Source organism: Solidesulfovibrio fructosivorans JJ] (assembly GCF_000179555.1).
GTDB classification, from domain to species: Bacteria; Desulfobacterota; Desulfovibrionia; order Desulfovibrionales; family Desulfovibrionaceae; genus Solidesulfovibrio; species Solidesulfovibrio fructosivorans.
Genome location: NZ_AECZ01000012.1, coordinates 1 through 16,123, shown reverse-complemented (window position 1 = coordinate 16,123; position 16,123 = coordinate 1). Strand labels below are relative to the sequence as shown.

Genomic DNA, 16,123 nt, shown 5'->3' with positions numbered 1-16,123 from the left:
CCGCCATGCCGCGTCCCGAAGCGACGAGACGCGGCATCATCAAGTCTTCCCAACGGCGGAAATCCCGGCCTGCGTGGGTTCGTAGCGCGTGGCCGGGCCGCTGCCGCGCCGCGCGAGCAGCCCCTTGTCCACCATGTCCCGCAGGTCATGCACGGCCGTGCGCTGGGGAATGCCGCCGCAAAGCGCCTCGTAGCGCCCCCGCGTGACCGACCCCTCCCGCACGATGACGGGCAGCGCCGCCCGCTGGCGCGCGTTGAGCGCCACCGGTTCGACAGGCGCGACGGCGAGGGTCAAGGACTCGTCGGACGGGGCCGCGACCGCCTCGCCCGCCTGTTCCGTCCCGGCCGCGTCGAAGGTTCCGGCATCGGCCTCAAGCACGATGTCCGTATCCTGGATGACGCTGTGCTCGGACATGACCGCCGCTCGCAGGATGCAGTGCTTGAGTTCCCGGATGTTGCCCGGCCAGTCGTAGGCGGTCAGCTTGGCCAGCGCCCCCCGTGAGAGCCCAAGTCCCCGCCGGGCCGTGGTGTCGCCGGCCTGCTTGAGAAAATGGTGGGCCAGAACCGAGATGCTCATCTTGTGCTGCCGCAGCGGCGGCGTGGACACGGCAATGACCTTGAGCCGGAAATACAGGTCCTCCCGGAACATCCCCTGGGCAATGGCCTCGCGAAGGTCCACGTTGGAGGCGGCGATGATGCGCACGTCCACGGCCAGCTCCTTGTCGCTGCCGAGAGGGCGCACCCGGCGCATGGCGATGGCCCGCAACAACGCCTGCTGCACCTTGGGCGTGGCGCTTTGGATCTCGTCGAGAAACAGGATGCCGCCGTCGGCCTCGAGAAACGCGCCCTTGCGCTCGGTGCGGGCCTCGGTGAAGGCCCCCTTGACGTGGCCGAACAGCGTGTCGAGCAGGAGATTCTCGTCCAACGCGCCGCAGTTGATGGAAATGAACGGCTTGGCCGCGCGCCGGCTGTAGCGGTGGATGGCCTCGGCCACGAGCTGCTTGCCCGTACCCGTTTCGCCGGTCACCAGCACGTCGGCGTCCACCTGGGCCGCCTTGGCCACTTCCGCCCGCAGCCGTTCCAGCAGCGGTCCCGCCCCCTTGATCTCCGGGAAAAGCCCGGCCATGACGCCGAGCGCAACCGGGTCGGGGCTGGCCGCCTCGCGCATGCGCACCTGTTCGATCTTCTTGTCGCGGCTCTTGATCTCGCCCCACTGGCGGCGCATGGCCGCGATCATGGCGTTGATGGCGTTTTTTAGAAGCGTGGTCTCGTGGTCGTGATCCGGCAGCTCGATGGGCGAAAGCCCGCTTGTGGATTCGATGCTGGCGACGGAGCGCGACAGGTCGATGATGGGGCGGGTGATGGCCCGGGCCAGCAGGGTGATGAGCCCCGTGACCAGGATGATGGCCGAAAGCGTGATGATGAAGACCACGTCCACCTGCTTGTAGCCGGCGCGCAGCGTCATGCGCGTCTTGTCCATGTAAGCCACGCCGGCCACCACCTTGGGCGTGCCGTTTTCCGACGGGGCAAACCGTACCGGGGCATAGGGCATGTAGCTGGCGCGAAACCCGCCGACGTCGAGCTGACCGTCGTCGGCCTTGTCGATGATGCCGCTTTTGCCCTCGCGCACGTCGCCGATCATCCGCCAGAAATGCTTGTAGTGGGACTCGGGCCGGAAGGCCGATTCCATGCCGCGCCGCCCGAGCGTTCCGGAATAGCCGGCCCTGGCAAGGTACGTGGTGAGCTCCAGGCCGGGATCGCCGACCTCGGCCGACTGGAACAACACCCAGCCCTCGGTATCGAAGAGAAAGCTGTACCGGACCTCCAGGCTGCGCTCGAAACCGTGCAGCGGCGAGTGGATGGAGTTGTACAGCGACAGGATGTTGCGCAGATCCCGCGCCTCGATGCTCAGGATGTACACGCCCACGATCCGGCCGGCGGCGTCGGCGCGGGGCGTGACCAGGCGGTAGACCTCGTCGCCCATGGCCATATCCTCGCCCGTTCCGAGGGTCAGGTGGTAGTCGAGCTGGGCGAGCGGGCCGAGGACGACCTGGCCGGGGCCCAGGCCGCGCGCCTCCTCCACCAGGCGGAAGGGACTCGGCCGGATGTCCGGAATGGCGGCGTCCGGCACCCGAAGCGCCTTGCCGCGCAAGGTGACGTAATAGATGTGCTCGTGCCCTTCCAGGTCCAGGTAGCCGAATTCACAGTAAGGAAAGGGGCGCAGGGCGTTTATCCGCGTGAGATAGGCGGCCATGCCCTCGGCGGTCGGCTTTTCCCCGGCGAAAAAAAGCAGGTCGCGCCGCCCCCGGGCCAAGGCGTCCTCCAGGGCTTTGGACAAGGCCAGGGTTTGCACGATTCCGCTGCGTTCCAAAGCCTCTTGCAGGAATTGTTGCGAGAAAATGTAGGTGACGTAGCCGGTGACGAGCAGGATGGCCACCATGGAGGGAATGAGCACGGCCAAAAGCTTCGTGCGCACACGCAGCTTGTTTGGCGCATAACATGGGAGAAATCGGGCTTGTATCCGGCTGGGCAGGTCCATCCACGTCATCGCCGCCCTCCTTTGTGTGAAAAAAAGAGCGAAATCCGGCCGCAGCCTTGTCGTTCCCATCCGGCCGGTATCCGGCAACAACTTGCCGGATTTCTCTTTCTACCGGGATCTCAAGAACTTTTTCCAATGCAGTTCTTTTTTTTCCATCTTGCCAAATCCGGCAAAGGTGTCAATACCGGTTTTCAAAACTTCAGATAAGTACTTGAAATAAAAAACCTCTATTTCGCAAAAAAGGTCCTTGGCATGGCGATTGCTCTTTTTGGAACAAACGCCGGGCCGGTGTGGCCCGCACCCGATCGCCGCAACCTTTAACGAGAGGGCGTGCTCCATGAAAATCCTCGTGGCCATCGACGATTCCGCCTTTGCCGGAAAAGTCCTGGAAACAGCCGTTACCATGGCCGTCGACAAAGCGGCCGAGCTCACCATCATCTCCGTAGCCTCGCTGCTCGACGATATCGACGACATGCCGCCGGGCATGAACGACAAGCTGCGGGCGGTAGCCGAAAAAACCGTGGCCGCCGCCAAGGAAGCAGCCGCCGCCAAGGGGGTGCACGCCCAGACCCGTGTGGAGCAAAGCGAATCCCCGGCTTCTTCCATCGTGACCTACGCCAAGGAGATCAGCGCGGATCGCATCGTCATCGGACATAAGGGCAAATCCAGGCTGGAGCGTTTGCTGGTCGGCAGCGTCGCCCAGGGCGTGGTGGCCCATGCTCCCTGTTCCGTGTTCGTGGTAAAATAACTGCAACCGCTGGAGGTACGTATGTTGCGTCGCACGTTATGGGTAACGGGATTGACCCTGCTTTCGGGACTGCTCATTCCGGCACTGGCCCTGGCCGCCGGCGGCTCGGCGAGCGAACTGGTCGTCGTGGCCGATACGCGCGTCATCACTTCGGATATCATGAAATACTTCGCCAACCTCTACAACTTCAATCCTGTGTTGTTCGCGGTATGGGCCGTGGTGCTGACCGCCGGCTACGGCTGCTTCCTCGGCGTGCTCATGGACTTCATCATGTCCCGCACCGGGCTTGACCTCAAGTCCCGCAAGATCATCGAAAACTAGCGCCACACCCTGCAAGGAGGATACGCCATGGATACCAGTTGGCTTTACCTGTACATGCCCATCGCGGGTGTGGAGATTTTGTGGCCCGGCCTCGTGCTGATCGGCTTCTCGGTCGGCGTCATCGGCGGTTTCTTCGGCATGGCCGGCGCCTGGATGGTCACGCCGGGCCTCAACATCCTGGGTTTCCCCATGGCCTTCGCCATCGGCACCGACATCGCCCACATCGCCGGCAAATCGATGATCTCCACCATGCGCCACGCCAAATTCGGCAACGTGGACTACAAACTCGGCTTCGTCATGCTGATCGGCACCATGATCGGCATCGAATGCGGCGCCCAGATCGTCATGAAACTCGAGCGGCTAGGCACCATCGGGCCGGTCGTTCGCTGGGTGTACGTGGTGCTTCTGGCCCTGATTTCCTGGATGGTCTTTTATGACTATCACAAGGCGACCAGCAAGAAAAAGAGCAGCGGGGAGAGCGGCGAAGGCCTGACCTGGTACAAGACCATGCAGCGGATCAACATTCCGCCCATGATGTACTTCAAGACGGCCGGCTTCACCTGCTCGGTCTGGCTGCCCATCCTGGTCAGCTACCTCACCGGCGTGCTGGCGGGCTTCCTCGGCATCGGCGGCGGTCTCTTCCGCATGCCGGCCCTGGTCTACCTCATCGGCTGCCCGACCCACATCGCCGTGGGCACCGACCTCTTCGAGGTCATGATCTCCGGCCTTTACGGCTCGTTCACCTACGCCCTCAAGGGACGCATCGAACTCGTGGCCGTCTTCGTGATGCTCTCCGGCGCGGCCATCGGCGCCCAGATCGGCACCGTGGCCACCAAGTACGCCAAGGGCTACGGCATCCGCCTGGCCTTCGGCGTGGCCGTTCTGTGCTGCATGCTCTCCATCATCCTCAAGCAGTTCAAGTTCAACGCCGCGGCCACGGTGGTCATTCTCGGGACCATCACCATCATCTGCCTGTGGATCATCAGGATCATGCTTTCCGGCGCGGCCAAGGAACTGCGCGCCAAGAAGGCCCGGGAACAATCCGCCTAACCCAGTCAACGGAGGAACCGCCATGCGCCGTCAACATACCATTGTCACCCTGGCCCTGGCCCTTGGCCTGATCTTCGCGGCCGGACAGGCCCTGGCCTTCAGCGTGGTCCAGGGAAAATGCCTGGAAAGCAACAACGCCCAGAAAACCATCAAGGTCGAAGCCTACGACACCAACTTCGGCCCCGAGAGCCCCTACGGCAAGTCCACGGGCATCCTGACCGTCTATGACGTCAGCGAAGCCAAAATCGGGATTCCGCCCCAGCCCGGCGACATCCTGCGCATCGCCTACACCGTGGAAGGCGAGAAGAAGAAGGCCGCCAAGGTCATGAACGTCTCCAAGCAGGACCTGCGCAAAAAGTAACCCCCACCCCAATCGGCGGAGGCGTTCCGGAAACGGGGCGCTTCCGCCTTACTCTCCAAGGAGTTGCGCCATGTCCCTGTCCCACGCCGCCAAGCGGGCCGTCACCCTGATCACCATGGACATCCTGATCATCGCCGAGCTGACCTACACTTTTTCCAAATGCTTCAACACCTCGGCCGATTTTTCCGAGACGTTTCTGCACTGCTACGTGCCGCTCTTCGTGCCCACCATCGCCCTGGCCTACATCGTGCTGTGGCGAATCAAGCGCCTGGAAGCACGGGACATGAAGGCCGAACAGCGGGCCGAAACCCTGGCGCAGTAGCGCGGAGGCGGCCATGCGACACATTTTGCCGCGGCTGTCGGTGCTCCTGTTCGTCCTTTTTCTGGCATGCATCGCGGATATTGTGCTCTACCTCGTCTTCGACGCCCGCTCGGACGTTTTGCGCAGCCTGCCCGGAGAACACCATGAAGTGGTGGGCAAGCTGCCAGAATCCGTCCAGAATGTTTACAACCGGCCCCGCTCCGACGATCCGGACGAGGAGAACAAACGGATTGCCCTGCTCAACGACAAGGTGCTGGCCACCCACGCCGATGCGCCCGGCATCGCCGTCCATTTCCAGGAACTGCGCGGCCGCGTCTGGCGCGGCGTGTTTACGGTAAACCCGCAGACGCCTCCCGGCCGCTATGCCGTGACGGTCTTCCCCAAGGAACAGCTGCATCCGCCGGGACCGGACCAGGAACGCTCCATGGTGCTGGTCGACGTGTTCCCCGACGCCGCCGCCCTGCGGGGAAGCTACGTGTCGCTTTCCGAACGCTTTCTGGGCCTTGGACCCTGGTGGGTGGTGATGGCCATCATTCCCCTGGCCGCCCTGCTGTTGGTTTACGCCTACCGCCGGGCCGGCAAGGAAGAGGCGCGGCTGCATGCCGAGGGCCTCGGCCCCATCTACAAGCTGGCCAAACACAAGGACCACTGGGACATTCTTTTCGGCCTGGGCAGCGAGCACGGCATACGGGAGGGCGACGAGCTGGCCCTGCTCGACCCGAAGCTGCGCCGGGTGGGGACGCTGACCGCCCTGCGCGTGGCCAAGGAATCGTCCGAGTCGAAAGTGGGCCTCGATGCCGACATTTCCCCGTTCCATGTGGTGTCGCGCGCGGCCATGCCTTCGGATGCGACCGGCGACGCGGCCCCGGGCGGCACGGAGGGCTGACGGGCTGTCGCTCGGCGGATATCAGGCGGGGACACGCGGCATGGGACAACCGCGTTCGTCCCTCAAAAGAGCGGGCTGCCATCCGGGGTTTCCGGTGTGACAGCCCGCTCTCTTTTCAGGCGTCGCCAACGTGGGAGTTCTCTCACTGCTTCGCCGCACAAACGGTTTCCCCTTCTTTTATGGCCCGTTTGACACATCCTATGCATTTGTCCTGTTTGAAAAGAGCATCACCAGGCAAAGCAGAAATATTGTTGCTACAGCAATTGTCACAATGCCTACGTTATGTTGTCTGTTTGCAACTATCAGCAATTATTCTTTGCTGTCCGCAATCTTTGCGGATATTCCTTTAGCGTCAGCTTGTCTTTTCATTCATTTCAGTTTTATATATGTCAGACTGGCAGCTCTCCGGTAAAAAGATTGAGTCCACCAAAGGGAACTTTTCAGAGGAACATTATTCGCGATATGAGAATCGATGTGTACAATGATATCATGAAGGATAGCGACGGCACGGATATTTGGCGCCATATTGAAAATTCAACTGAGAACTTTACACCGTTTCAACGGTTGGCTTGGGCGAGGTCCTGGCTGACCAGTTACAATGACGTCTCAAACACTTTTATTTTAGTCGCTCGAGATGCCAACAATGCGTTAGTGCTGCCGTTAATGGCACACGATGGCGCATTACGAACATTGTGTTATAATGCGGCGGATATTACCGGAAGCATATTCACTGGCGACACGTCCTCAATCTCTGCCTGTATCGCAGAATACTTAGTGAGCGAAACCAAGTACAATACAAAGTTGTTGTGGAATATCCTTCCGAGCGATCCATTGGTTAAAGCATTAAAGAGAACAAATCACCTTGAATTCGTTGAAGGTGTACTTGGTCATTCGCTTGATATTGCCAGCATCGGAAAAGATCCAACGGGCTGGTTGCATTCTTCCGAAACTCGCAAGCAAGCGAACCGGGATCTCCGTCGTCTTGTTCGCGATGGCGCCACGTTGCGGCACCGAGTTTCTCCAAAAGATGTGAATCTTGATACATTGATGGATATCCATGATCGTGAATGACGAGCCAAAGGATCAAGAGGCAAATTCGAAGATCAGCGGAGAAGAAAATTTGTCAAAGGGCTGGCGGCAGAGGGCTTTCCGATGTTCTTGTCTACGATGTCTTTAGGCAAAACAATTTTGGCGTATAATATGCTTTTTTACTCGGACAGAACCGTCAGTCTATGGAATTCGGCGTATACCATGGATTTTAAACGTTTCGGGCCTGGTTCGGCTTTGTTGGTGGCAGATATTATCGACATTGCATCCGCAACAAATTTTCTTTCATACGACTTCTTGAGAGGAGACGAGAAATACAAATACTCTTATGCGAACAGCAAATATGAAATACACACATACAAAATCAAATAAATTCCGTTCGCTATTGGGAATCCCACATAGGGGCCTCCCGCAGTTGGTATTTTTGTACCAACGCCTTGCACCAGATCCCAGCTTCTATCATTGAAAAGGTTTCAACGCTGGGGGGCGATTGCCGGCCGTCTCTTACCCCTGAAAAAGATAAAAGGGTTCAAGCCATCACAGCTTGAACCCTTTGAAATCTTGGTGCCGAAGGGGAGACTCGAACTCCCACTCCCTTGCGGGAACTAGACCCTGAACCTAGCGTGTCTACCAATTCCACCACTTCGGCAGTGCGGAAGACAGCTTTTATAAAAGCGGGCCGGTCTTGGCAAGTAAAAAATCGCGTTTGCCCGCTTTTTTTTGTTCGAAGCCCAAAATCTCCCCGGTTGAAGCCGCCTCTCTTTTAAGGTAGCACCAGACGTGCCGCGGGCGAGGCGCAACCACAACCGCCCGCCGGACCACCCCATGATTGTCGTTACCCGCATCGCGGACATCCACGACGCCTTAAACGGCGTATGCCTGACCATCGGTAATTTCGACGGCGTGCATATGGGCCACGCCAAGCTGCTCCAGCGTGTGTGCGACCGGGCCGCCGCCGCCTCCCTGGTCAGCGTCGCTTTGACCTTCGATCCCCACCCCCGGCAGGTGCTGCTCGGCAGCGCCGCCCCGCCGGCCATCACCTCGACCGAGCAAAAACTCGAATGCATCGAGGCCCAGGGAATACAGGTGGCCGTGGTCCTGCCGTTTACCCGCGAAGTGGCCGCCCGCGAGCCCGAGGACTTCGTGCGCGAGGCCCTGGTCGAAGGACTCAGCCTGCGCCACCTCGTCATCGGCTACGATTACGCCTTCGGCAAAGGCCGGCGCGGCAACTTCGATCTGCTCACCGCCCTCGGCCAAAACCTGGGCTTTACCGTCGAACGCCTCGACCCGGTCATCATAAACGGCGCGGTGGTCTCCTCCACCCGCATCCGCGACATGGTCCAGGCCGGCAAGGTCTGGGACGCGCGCCCCCTGCTCGGCCGCTTCCACCAGGTGCGCGGCCTGGTCGCCCACGGCCAGAAACGCGGCCGCAAGCTCGGCTTTCCCACCGCCAACCTGTCCTTCAAGGACGAACTCGTACCCCTGACCGGCGTCTACGCGGTCTGGGTCGAGTTCGGCGGCGTCATCCGGCCGGGCGTGGCCAACATCGGCAAGAACCCCACCTTCGGGGAATTCGAGATGTCCGTCGAAGCCCACGTCCTCGATTTCAAAGGCAAGATTTACGGAGAGCCCATCAGGGTCCATTTCGTGCAGCGCATCCGCTCCGAGAAAAAATTCTCCGGTCCCGACGAACTGGCCGCCCGCATACGGGAAGACATCGGCCTGGCCCGGATGATCCTGGCCGCGCCCGATGCAAGGCCCTGACCCAAAGCCGCACCATGGAACCCACGCCACCGCAGAAAAAAATCGCTCCCTCGATCTTTCGCAGACCCCGCGTTTTCTGGCGAAGCCTCACCCGCCGCTACAACCGCATCAGCCTCATGCGCTGGCTGGTGCTCGGGGTCGTCGCCGGCCTTGGCTCCGGCACCCTGGCCGTGCTGTTTTTCCTCGGCCTCGACAAACTGCAAAACTTCCTCCAGGTGAGTCTGGCCGGGCTGTCCCTGCCCCACCCGGCCGGCGAGGCCATAGAGCAGACCCTGCCCGGCCCCTACCGTCCCTGGCTCATCCCGGTCTTCACCACCAGCGTGGGGCTCATTACCGGCCTGCTGGCGACCAAATTCATTCCCGAGGCCATGAGCGGCGTCACCGACGGCACCGATGCCATGATCAGGGCTTTCCACAAAAAATCCGGCATCATCCGCCCGCTCGTGCCGATCATCAAAGGCGCCACGGCCATCTGCACCATCGCCTCGGGCGGCTCGGCCGGCCAGGAAGGTCCCATCTCCCAGCTCGGCGCGGGCCTGGGCTCGTTTCTGGCCCGGCTGCTGCATCTGACCACCCGCCAGCGCCGCATCCTGCTGCTGGCCGGGGCGGCCGGCGGCCTCGGGGCCATTTTCCGCGCCCCCCTCGGCGGCGCCATCACCGCCGTGGAAGTGCTCTATTCCGAGGACTTCGAGGCCGAAGCGCTGCTGCCCGCCGTTGTCTCGTCCGTGGTCGCCCACACGCTCTTCTCCTTTTTCTTCGGCGTGGCCCCGATCCTCCAGACGCCGCGCTATGTGTTCGACAACCCCATGGAACTGCCGTTCTACCTGGTCCTGGCCGTTGTCGTCTCGCTTGGGGCCCGTTTTTTCCTCGGCACGTTCTTCTTCATGAAGTTCAAGGTGTTCGGAAAAATCCAGGAACGCTTCGGCTGGACGCCGTCCATGGTGCTCGGTGGGCTCGGCATGGGCATTTTGGGCATGTACTACCCGCAACTGCTCGGCGGCGGTTACGGCTGGCTGGAGCTGTCGGTCAACGGGCAGATCGGGCTGACGTTTCTGGTCGGGCTTTTCTTCGGCAAGGTGCTGGCCACCTCGCTTACCATGGGCTCGGGACTTTCCGGCGGCATGTTCGCCCCGGCCCTGTTTCTGGGCGGCGCGGCGGGCGGCATCGTGGGGCAGGCCGGTCACTGGCTGCGCCCGGACATCGTGTCCCAGCCCGGCGGCTACACCATGGTCGGCATGGCCACCTTTTTCGCCGGCGTGGCCCACGCCCCCATCGGCCCGCTGATCATGGTCTGCGAGATCACCCAGGGCTACGGCCTGCTCGCGCCGCTCATGCTGTGCTCGGCCATCGCCCTGGTCCTTTGCGACGACATCCACCTCTACGAAAACCAGGTGGACAACAAGTTCGCCTCCCCGGCCCACGTCTCCGACGCCACCAACAACATCCTCGAGGGCGTGCCGGTTTCGAGCGTCTTCACCCCGAGCCGCACCACCATCCTCGAGGAGAGCGTCACCTTGAAAGCCCTGGCCCACATCATCTCCGGCACGAGCGCCATGGTCTTTCCGGTGAAAAACCACGAGGGGACGCTCACCGGCATCCTGGCCCTGCAGGACGTGCGCAACGTGCTGTTCGAGGAATGCCTGCACGACCTGGTCCTGGTCGGCGAGCTGACCAGGCCGCTGGTGGTCATCCATCCGGACATGTCGCTGTACGACGCGGTGATGCTTTTCATCGAAACGGAGCTTTCCCAGTTGCCCGTGGTCGCCTTGGACAAGCCCAACGCGGTGCTCGGCATGCTCGGCCGCCAGCATGTCTTTACGGCCTACTCCAAGACGCTTAAGAAGCTCAAAGAAGAAGACTGATCGTTTTTGCCGCCGCCATGCCCGCCGGGAAAAGGGCATGCGGAGGAGCGCGGCAACCGCGACCCGGGGAGCGGCACATGCGAATCCGTTCGAAATTCTGTGTATTCCTGCTCGTGATGGTCGTCACGCCCCTGTGCGCCCTGGGGTTTTACGCCTGGCGGCAGACGGACCGGCTGGGCCATGAGCTTTCCGAACGCGCGGCCATGGCCCTGGAAGTCAGCGCCGGCAAGGAGCTGCGCCAGACCGCCGACATGCTGGGCGAAAACTGCGCCGACACCCTCGACCTCCTGCAAACCTCCCTGGCGTTGACCGCGAACGAGGCCGCCCGGGACCTGCGGGAAGCCGCCTGGGAAAAGCCCGTCCCCCCCCTGTATCTGGACAAGGATTTCGACGCCGGGGTCGTGCCCAAGGCCACCCTGACCGAGATTCCCGGCACGAACGTTTCGGCCAGCTACGACGCCCTGGCCTTCCACCTCCCCCCCGGGCTCACGCGCGAGCAAGCCCTGCCGCAGATGCAGGCGCTCTCCGACATGCTGCCCTTTTACCGCACCCTTTTCGCGCGCCACAAAAAGCTCATGCTTTTTGGCTACGTGGGTCTGGCCTCGGGGCTGCACTGCGCCTATCCCGGCCATGGCGGCTATCCGGCGGACTACGATCCCCGCCGCCGGGCCTGGTATCAAAACGCGGCCACGTCGCACGGCATCACCTGGGACATCATGACCGACGCCGTCACGCGCCAGGTGCTGGCCACCATGGCCCTGGCCCTGCGCGCGCCGAGCGGAAAGGTGCTCGGCGTCGCCGGCCTGGACATTTCCATGGGCGACCTGTTCCTCGAAAGCGACCTGTCCACCGCCTGGGGCGACGCCATGCAGTCCATGGTGGTTTCGGTCAGCCGGAAGACCGTTTCCGGCCAGCCGGAACTCGTGATCGTGGCCCGCCGCGACTATATCCAAAAAACCAAGGACTGGACCGCGCCGGTGGAGCTCGAACGCATCGACTCGCCCCAGGGAGACGCCCTGGCCGCCGTCATCGCCGACCTGGAAGCGGGCCGGTCCGGAGTACAGCGGCTCGAGTACAAGGGCCGGGACACGCTTTTCGCCTACGCGCCCATTCGCGACAAACAACTGGCCGTGGCCCTGGCCGCGCCCCGATCGGTGGTGATCAACGACGCCAAACGGGCCGAACACCGCGTGCTGTCCGCGATCGACGGCCTGCTCAAGGATATCGGCTGGTTCGTGCTGGCGGCCGTGGGCGTGGTGGTCGGCATCGCCCTGTCCGCGTCTAAGACCGTCACCCGGCCGGTCAAGGAACTGGCGGCGGCGGCGGAAAGGCTCGCCACCGGGGATTTTACGGCCCAGGTGCCGGCGCGGGGCAGCGACGAACTGGGCGACCTCGGCCGGGCGTTCAACGAGATGGCTCCCCAGCTGCTCGAACGGGTGAAGCTCAAACACGACATGTCCCTCGCCATGGAGGTGCAGCAAAACCTGCTGCCGGGCCGGCCGCCGACCATGGACGGCATGGATGTGGCGGCGCTGAGCCTCTACTGCGACGAGACCGGCGGCGACTATTTCGATTTTCTGGAATTCGCCCAGGACGACGCGGCCCATGCCGACATCGTGGTCGGCGACGTGACCGGGCACGGCGTGTCGGCGGCGCTTTTCATGGCCACGGGCCGGGCGCTTTTGCGCGGCCGGGCCATCGACCGCCCCGGTCCCGGGGCCCTTTTGACCGAGGTCAACGACCTGCTGTGCCAGGACACGCAGATGACGGGCCGGTTCATCACGCTGTTTTTCCTGCGCCTGGACAAGACCGCCCACGAACTCGTCTGGTGCCGGGCCGGGCACGATCCGGGCCTGCTCTACGACCCGGCCACGGATTCCTTCGACCAGCTCATGGGCAACGGCATTCCGCTCGGGGCCATGGCCGACTGGCGCTACGAGGAGTCGCGGCGGCCGTGGCTGGCCCCCGGACAGGTGCTGGTGCTTTTCACGGACGGCATCCACGAGGCCCGAAACGGCGAGGACGCCATGTACGGCAAGGAGCGCATCGAGGAGATCGTGCGCCGGGAGGCCCACCGGCCGGCCTCGGCCATCGTCAACGCGCTGGTGGCGGACCTCAAGGAATTCAAGGCCGGCGCGCACCTGGAGGACGACGTGACGCTGGTGGTCATCAAAGCCACGAAGTGACTCTATCCCATCGTAAGATTTAGGAAGGGGAGCGCGCGAGAGGGGAGAACCCTGTGAAAAGGGTTTCCCCTCTCGCATCAGCCGTTCAATCCTCTTCCTCCGCCTGCCGCGCCTCCCGGGCCGCGGCCACGGCCGCTTCGACCGCCTCCACCTCCTCGGTCCCGTGCACGAGCTCCACGATGCGCCGCAAGGCCTCGCGCGGATTGGGATGCTGCCAGACGTTGCGCCCGATGCAGGTGCCGGCCGCGCCGGCGGCAAGCGCCTCGGCCACCATGGTCGCAAAGCCCTTGAATTCCGCCCGGGACGGCCCGCCCGTCACCACCACCGGCACGCTCGACGCGCCGACCGCCCGGGAAAAGCTGCGCGCGTCCCCGGAATACGGCACGCCCGTGATGTCCGCGCCAAGCTCGGCCCCGAGCCGGATGCAGTGGTTGATGAGGCTCGGGTCGTTCTCGTTGACCACCCGCTCGCCCTTGGGCGTGATGAGCGCCAGAACCGGCACGCCAAGCCCATGGGCCTCGTCCACGATGGCCCCCATGTCGGCCAGCATCCGGTCCTCGAGCTCGTTGGCGATGTTGACCTGCACCGCCACCATGTCCGCGCCGAGGCGCAGCCCCTCGGCCGCGCCGCACATGAGGCTGCGGGCATAGGGCGGCAGGCAGTGGCGCGTGCCGCCGGAAAGCTGGGCCACGGCCATGGCGAAAAGCGGCACCTCGGCAAGGTGCGCCCGCATGGCCCCCTTGTTGAGCACGACGCCCTGGATGGGAAATTCCCCCACCAGCTCGATCAGGCGCGAAAGCTCCTCGAGACCCGAAAGCATCCCCTCCATGACCCCATGATCCAGGGGCGCGATGACCGTCTTGCCGGTCCGGGGGTGAAAAAGCCGCGCCAGTTTGCGATCGCTGCCGTGCATGCATCCTCCAGGAAAAAAAGTTACCTGTCCGACCACAGGAGCCGCGCGCCCTTGCGGGCGAGAAACCCCAGCGGCAGGCCGCGAAAAAAAAGACCCGGCCGCGCCGGCAGATCCCCCGCCGGCAGGCTTTGGCCGGCCAGGAGAGCCTCGATACGGCAAAGCGCTTCCTCGTTCAACCCCGCCCCTTGGGCCTCCCGCGAAAGAAATAGCCGCGCCCGGGCCTGGGGCCGGAAAACGCCCGCCCGGTACGTCCCGACCTGGTGCCCCTGGTAGCGCAACCCGGCCGGAATGGCCGCCGCGCCGGCATGGAGGAAAAACGCCTTGTCGCCAAAGGCCATGACCTTCCCCGGCGGCAGCCCGGCAAGATCGCAGCCGGACGCGACAAGCGCCTTTTCCGGCACCGGCGTCCCGGGCAGTTCCCCGTCCGCCTCATCGGCCGCCGCAGCGCCGCCGGTCTTTTCGTAAAGGGCCATGTAAAAACCCTGGGCCGCCGAGGCGCGGCTGTCCACCCGTAACACGCCCGAGACGTCGTCCCGATGCGGGGCCTCGAACACGAATCCCTCCGGGGGCGTCAGCGGCAACGGCGCAAGGGGCAGATGGTCCAGTGCGAAACGCGTCTGGTCCTCGTTTTCCACGACATTGGTGGTGCAGGTGGAATACAGCAGCCGCCCGCCCGGAACCAGCAGCCGCGCCGCCGTTTCCAAAAGCTTTCGCTGCAAGGCGATAAGCGGCGCGACCTTGTCCCCGCTCCAGATACGCGCCGCCTGGGGGTTCTTATCCAGCGTGCCCCAGCCGCTGCACGGCGGGTCGAGCAGAATGTGGGTGAACGCCCCCTCCGGAAAAAACGGCGACAGATCGGTCTGGGCGCAGGTGGCCGTATTGGCCAGATTCTCCCGCAAAAGCGTCTGTCTCAGCGTCGCCAGACGGTCCGGGGACGGCTCGTTGCCAAGGACAAACCCTGTCGGCCCCACAAGCTGGGCCAGAAACCCGGTTTTGCCGCCCGGCGCGGCGCACATGTCGAGCACCCGCGCCCCGGCCGGCGGATCGAGCAACAGCGGCGGCAACATGGACGAGCGGTCCTGGATATGGATGTAGCCGAACCGGGCGGCCAGCGAACTCCCCAGCGGCGTGGGCTCGTCCGCAAGGCGCCGGCAGCAGGGCGAAAAAGGCTCCGGCGCGCCACGATGGCCAGTCGCGGCCAACAGCGCCTCGACCAAGGGAATGTCCCGCGCCGGACAGACCAGACGGAAACTGCGGCCGGTTCCGGCGGGGACGGCATCGCTACAATGGGCGGGATCGCTTTGCGGCATGGCGGTCAACCTACAGCGCGCCCCGGGCCTTGAAAAGCCCCGTCGCGCAGGCAGGCGCGGCACCCTTGCCAAACGCCCCCCGCCCGCCTATGCAAGGGCCTCTCCCATTACGCCACAAGGAGCCCGCATGGACTTTCTCCTGCAACTCGTCGACATCGTCCTGCATGTCGACAAACACTTGAGCATCATCGCCACCGATTACGGCACCTGGACCTATTTCATCCTTTTCATGATCATTTTTTGCGAGACAGGGCTCGTGGTCACCCCGTTCCTGCCCGGCGACTCCCTGCTGTTCGCCACCGGCGCCCTGTGCGGCGCGGGAGTCCTCAACCCCAACATCATCTTCATCCTGCTCGTGACCGCCGCCTTCCTCGGCGACAACGTCAACTACTGGATCGGCCGCCGTGTCGGCCCGGCCGTGTTCGAACGTGAAAAAACGCGGTTCTTCAAAAAGGAATACCTGCTGCGCGCCCACGCCTTCTACGAACGCCACGGCGGCAAAACCGTCATCCTGGCCCGGTTCGTGCCCATCGTGCGCACCTTTTCCCCCTTCGTCGCCGGCATCGCCCGCATGACCTACGCCAAATTCCTGGCCTACAGCATCGGCGGCGCAATCCTCTGGGTCGGCATCTTCGTCTACGTCGGCTACTTCTTCGGCAACCTGCCCTTCATCAAACGCAACTTCAGCGTGGCCATCATCGCCGTCATCTTCATCTCCATCCTGCCCGGCATCATCGAATACATCCGCCACCGCCGCCGCGCCGCCGCCGAAGCGGCGGAGTAGGAGGAGGAGGAACTGGGGGGGCGGGAACCCC

Annotated in this window: 15 protein-coding genes, 1 tRNA gene and 1 pseudogene; 12 read left to right on the top strand and 5 right to left on the bottom strand. The window is 63.3% G+C overall.

Annotation, left to right across the window (positions count from 1 at the left end):
- Positions 1-39 precede the first annotated feature (39 nt).
- Together DESFRDRAFT_RS10105 and DESFRDRAFT_RS10100 are read right to left on the bottom strand one after the other, a co-directional pair.
- Positions 40-2,475, bottom strand: a complete 2,436-nt coding sequence (locus DESFRDRAFT_RS10105; RefSeq protein ID WP_144004997.1) for a sigma-54-dependent transcriptional regulator — start codon at positions 2,473-2,475, stop codon at positions 40-42.
- A 171-nt stretch (positions 2,476-2,646) separates the two neighbouring features.
- Positions 2,647-2,877, bottom strand: a complete 231-nt coding sequence (locus DESFRDRAFT_RS10100; protein ID WP_043794462.1) for a hypothetical protein — start codon at positions 2,875-2,877, stop codon at positions 2,647-2,649.
- On the opposite strand from DESFRDRAFT_RS10100, the gene DESFRDRAFT_RS10095 reads away from it, so the two are divergent.
- From DESFRDRAFT_RS10095 to DESFRDRAFT_RS23260, 8 genes and pseudogenes are all read left to right on the top strand, one after another.
- Positions 2,876-3,286: a universal stress protein gene (locus DESFRDRAFT_RS10095; protein ID WP_005993576.1), complete on the top strand. Its 411-nt coding sequence runs from the start codon at positions 2,876-2,878 to the stop codon at positions 3,284-3,286. The two genes, DESFRDRAFT_RS10100 and DESFRDRAFT_RS10095, sit on opposite strands and share 2 nt — an antisense overlap.
- A gap of 21 nt (positions 3,287-3,307) precedes the next feature.
- Positions 3,308-3,607 (top strand): DVU0150 family protein, encoded by a 300-nt coding sequence (locus DESFRDRAFT_RS10090; protein ID WP_005993575.1) that lies wholly within the window; start codon positions 3,308-3,310, stop codon positions 3,605-3,607.
- Positions 3,608-3,634: 27 nt separating this feature from the next.
- Complete coding sequence (locus DESFRDRAFT_RS10085; protein ID WP_005993574.1) at positions 3,635-4,657, top strand: sulfite exporter TauE/SafE family protein; 1,023 nt, start codon at positions 3,635-3,637, stop codon at positions 4,655-4,657.
- 22 nt (positions 4,658-4,679) lie between these two features.
- On the top strand, positions 4,680-5,018 hold the full coding sequence (locus DESFRDRAFT_RS10080; RefSeq protein WP_005993573.1) for a hypothetical protein: 339 nt from the start codon (positions 4,680-4,682) through the stop codon (positions 5,016-5,018).
- Positions 5,019-5,088: 70 nt separating this feature from the next.
- Positions 5,089-5,340 carry a hypothetical protein gene (locus tag DESFRDRAFT_RS10075; protein WP_005993572.1) on the top strand — a complete coding sequence of 84 codons (252 nt, stop codon included), beginning with the start codon at positions 5,089-5,091 and terminating at the stop codon, positions 5,338-5,340.
- Between the two features lie 13 nt (positions 5,341-5,353).
- Entirely contained in the window at positions 5,354-6,226 is an 873-nt protein-coding gene (locus tag DESFRDRAFT_RS10070; protein ID WP_005993570.1) for a hypothetical protein, read from the top strand.
- A 462-nt stretch (positions 6,227-6,688) separates the two neighbouring features.
- Entirely contained in the window at positions 6,689-7,297 is a 609-nt protein-coding gene (locus tag DESFRDRAFT_RS22125; protein ID WP_144004996.1) for a GNAT family N-acetyltransferase, read from the top strand.
- Positions 7,298-7,321: 24 nt separating this feature from the next.
- Positions 7,322-7,645: pseudogene (locus DESFRDRAFT_RS23260) on the top strand (GNAT family N-acetyltransferase); the annotation flags it as partial.
- Between the two features lie 190 nt (positions 7,646-7,835).
- Here DESFRDRAFT_RS23260 and DESFRDRAFT_RS10065 read toward each other — a convergent pair.
- Positions 7,836-7,922 (bottom strand) — tRNA-Leu (locus tag DESFRDRAFT_RS10065).
- 176 nt (positions 7,923-8,098) lie between these two features.
- On the opposite strand from DESFRDRAFT_RS10065, the gene DESFRDRAFT_RS10060 reads away from it, so the two are divergent.
- The 3 genes from DESFRDRAFT_RS10060 (at position 8,099) to DESFRDRAFT_RS10050 (ending at position 13,085) form a co-directional block, all read left to right on the top strand.
- Complete coding sequence (locus DESFRDRAFT_RS10060; RefSeq protein ID WP_005993565.1) at positions 8,099-9,037, top strand: bifunctional riboflavin kinase/FAD synthetase; 939 nt, start codon at positions 8,099-8,101, stop codon at positions 9,035-9,037.
- Between the two features lie 14 nt (positions 9,038-9,051).
- Positions 9,052-10,899 carry a chloride channel protein gene (locus DESFRDRAFT_RS10055; protein WP_005993564.1) on the top strand — a complete coding sequence of 616 codons (1,848 nt, stop codon included), beginning with the start codon at positions 9,052-9,054 and terminating at the stop codon, positions 10,897-10,899.
- Between the two features lie 77 nt (positions 10,900-10,976).
- On the top strand, positions 10,977-13,085 hold the full coding sequence (locus DESFRDRAFT_RS10050) for a SpoIIE family protein phosphatase (protein WP_005993563.1): 2,109 nt from the start codon (positions 10,977-10,979) through the stop codon (positions 13,083-13,085).
- 85 nt (positions 13,086-13,170) lie between these two features.
- On the opposite strand, the gene DESFRDRAFT_RS10045 is transcribed toward DESFRDRAFT_RS10050, so the two are convergent.
- Together DESFRDRAFT_RS10045 and DESFRDRAFT_RS10040 are read right to left on the bottom strand one after the other, a co-directional pair.
- Entirely contained in the window at positions 13,171-13,998 is an 828-nt protein-coding gene (locus DESFRDRAFT_RS10045; RefSeq protein ID WP_005993562.1) for a class I fructose-bisphosphate aldolase, read from the bottom strand.
- Positions 13,999-14,018: 20 nt separating this feature from the next.
- On the bottom strand, positions 14,019-15,308 hold the full coding sequence (locus DESFRDRAFT_RS10040) for an RsmB/NOP family class I SAM-dependent RNA methyltransferase (protein ID WP_005993561.1): 1,290 nt from the start codon (positions 15,306-15,308) through the stop codon (positions 14,019-14,021).
- A gap of 127 nt (positions 15,309-15,435) precedes the next feature.
- On the opposite strand from DESFRDRAFT_RS10040, the gene DESFRDRAFT_RS10035 reads away from it, so the two are divergent.
- Positions 15,436-16,092 carry a DedA family protein gene (locus tag DESFRDRAFT_RS10035; RefSeq protein ID WP_005993560.1) on the top strand — a complete coding sequence of 219 codons (657 nt, stop codon included), beginning with the start codon at positions 15,436-15,438 and terminating at the stop codon, positions 16,090-16,092.
- The last annotated feature ends 31 nt before the right edge of the window (positions 16,093-16,123 follow it).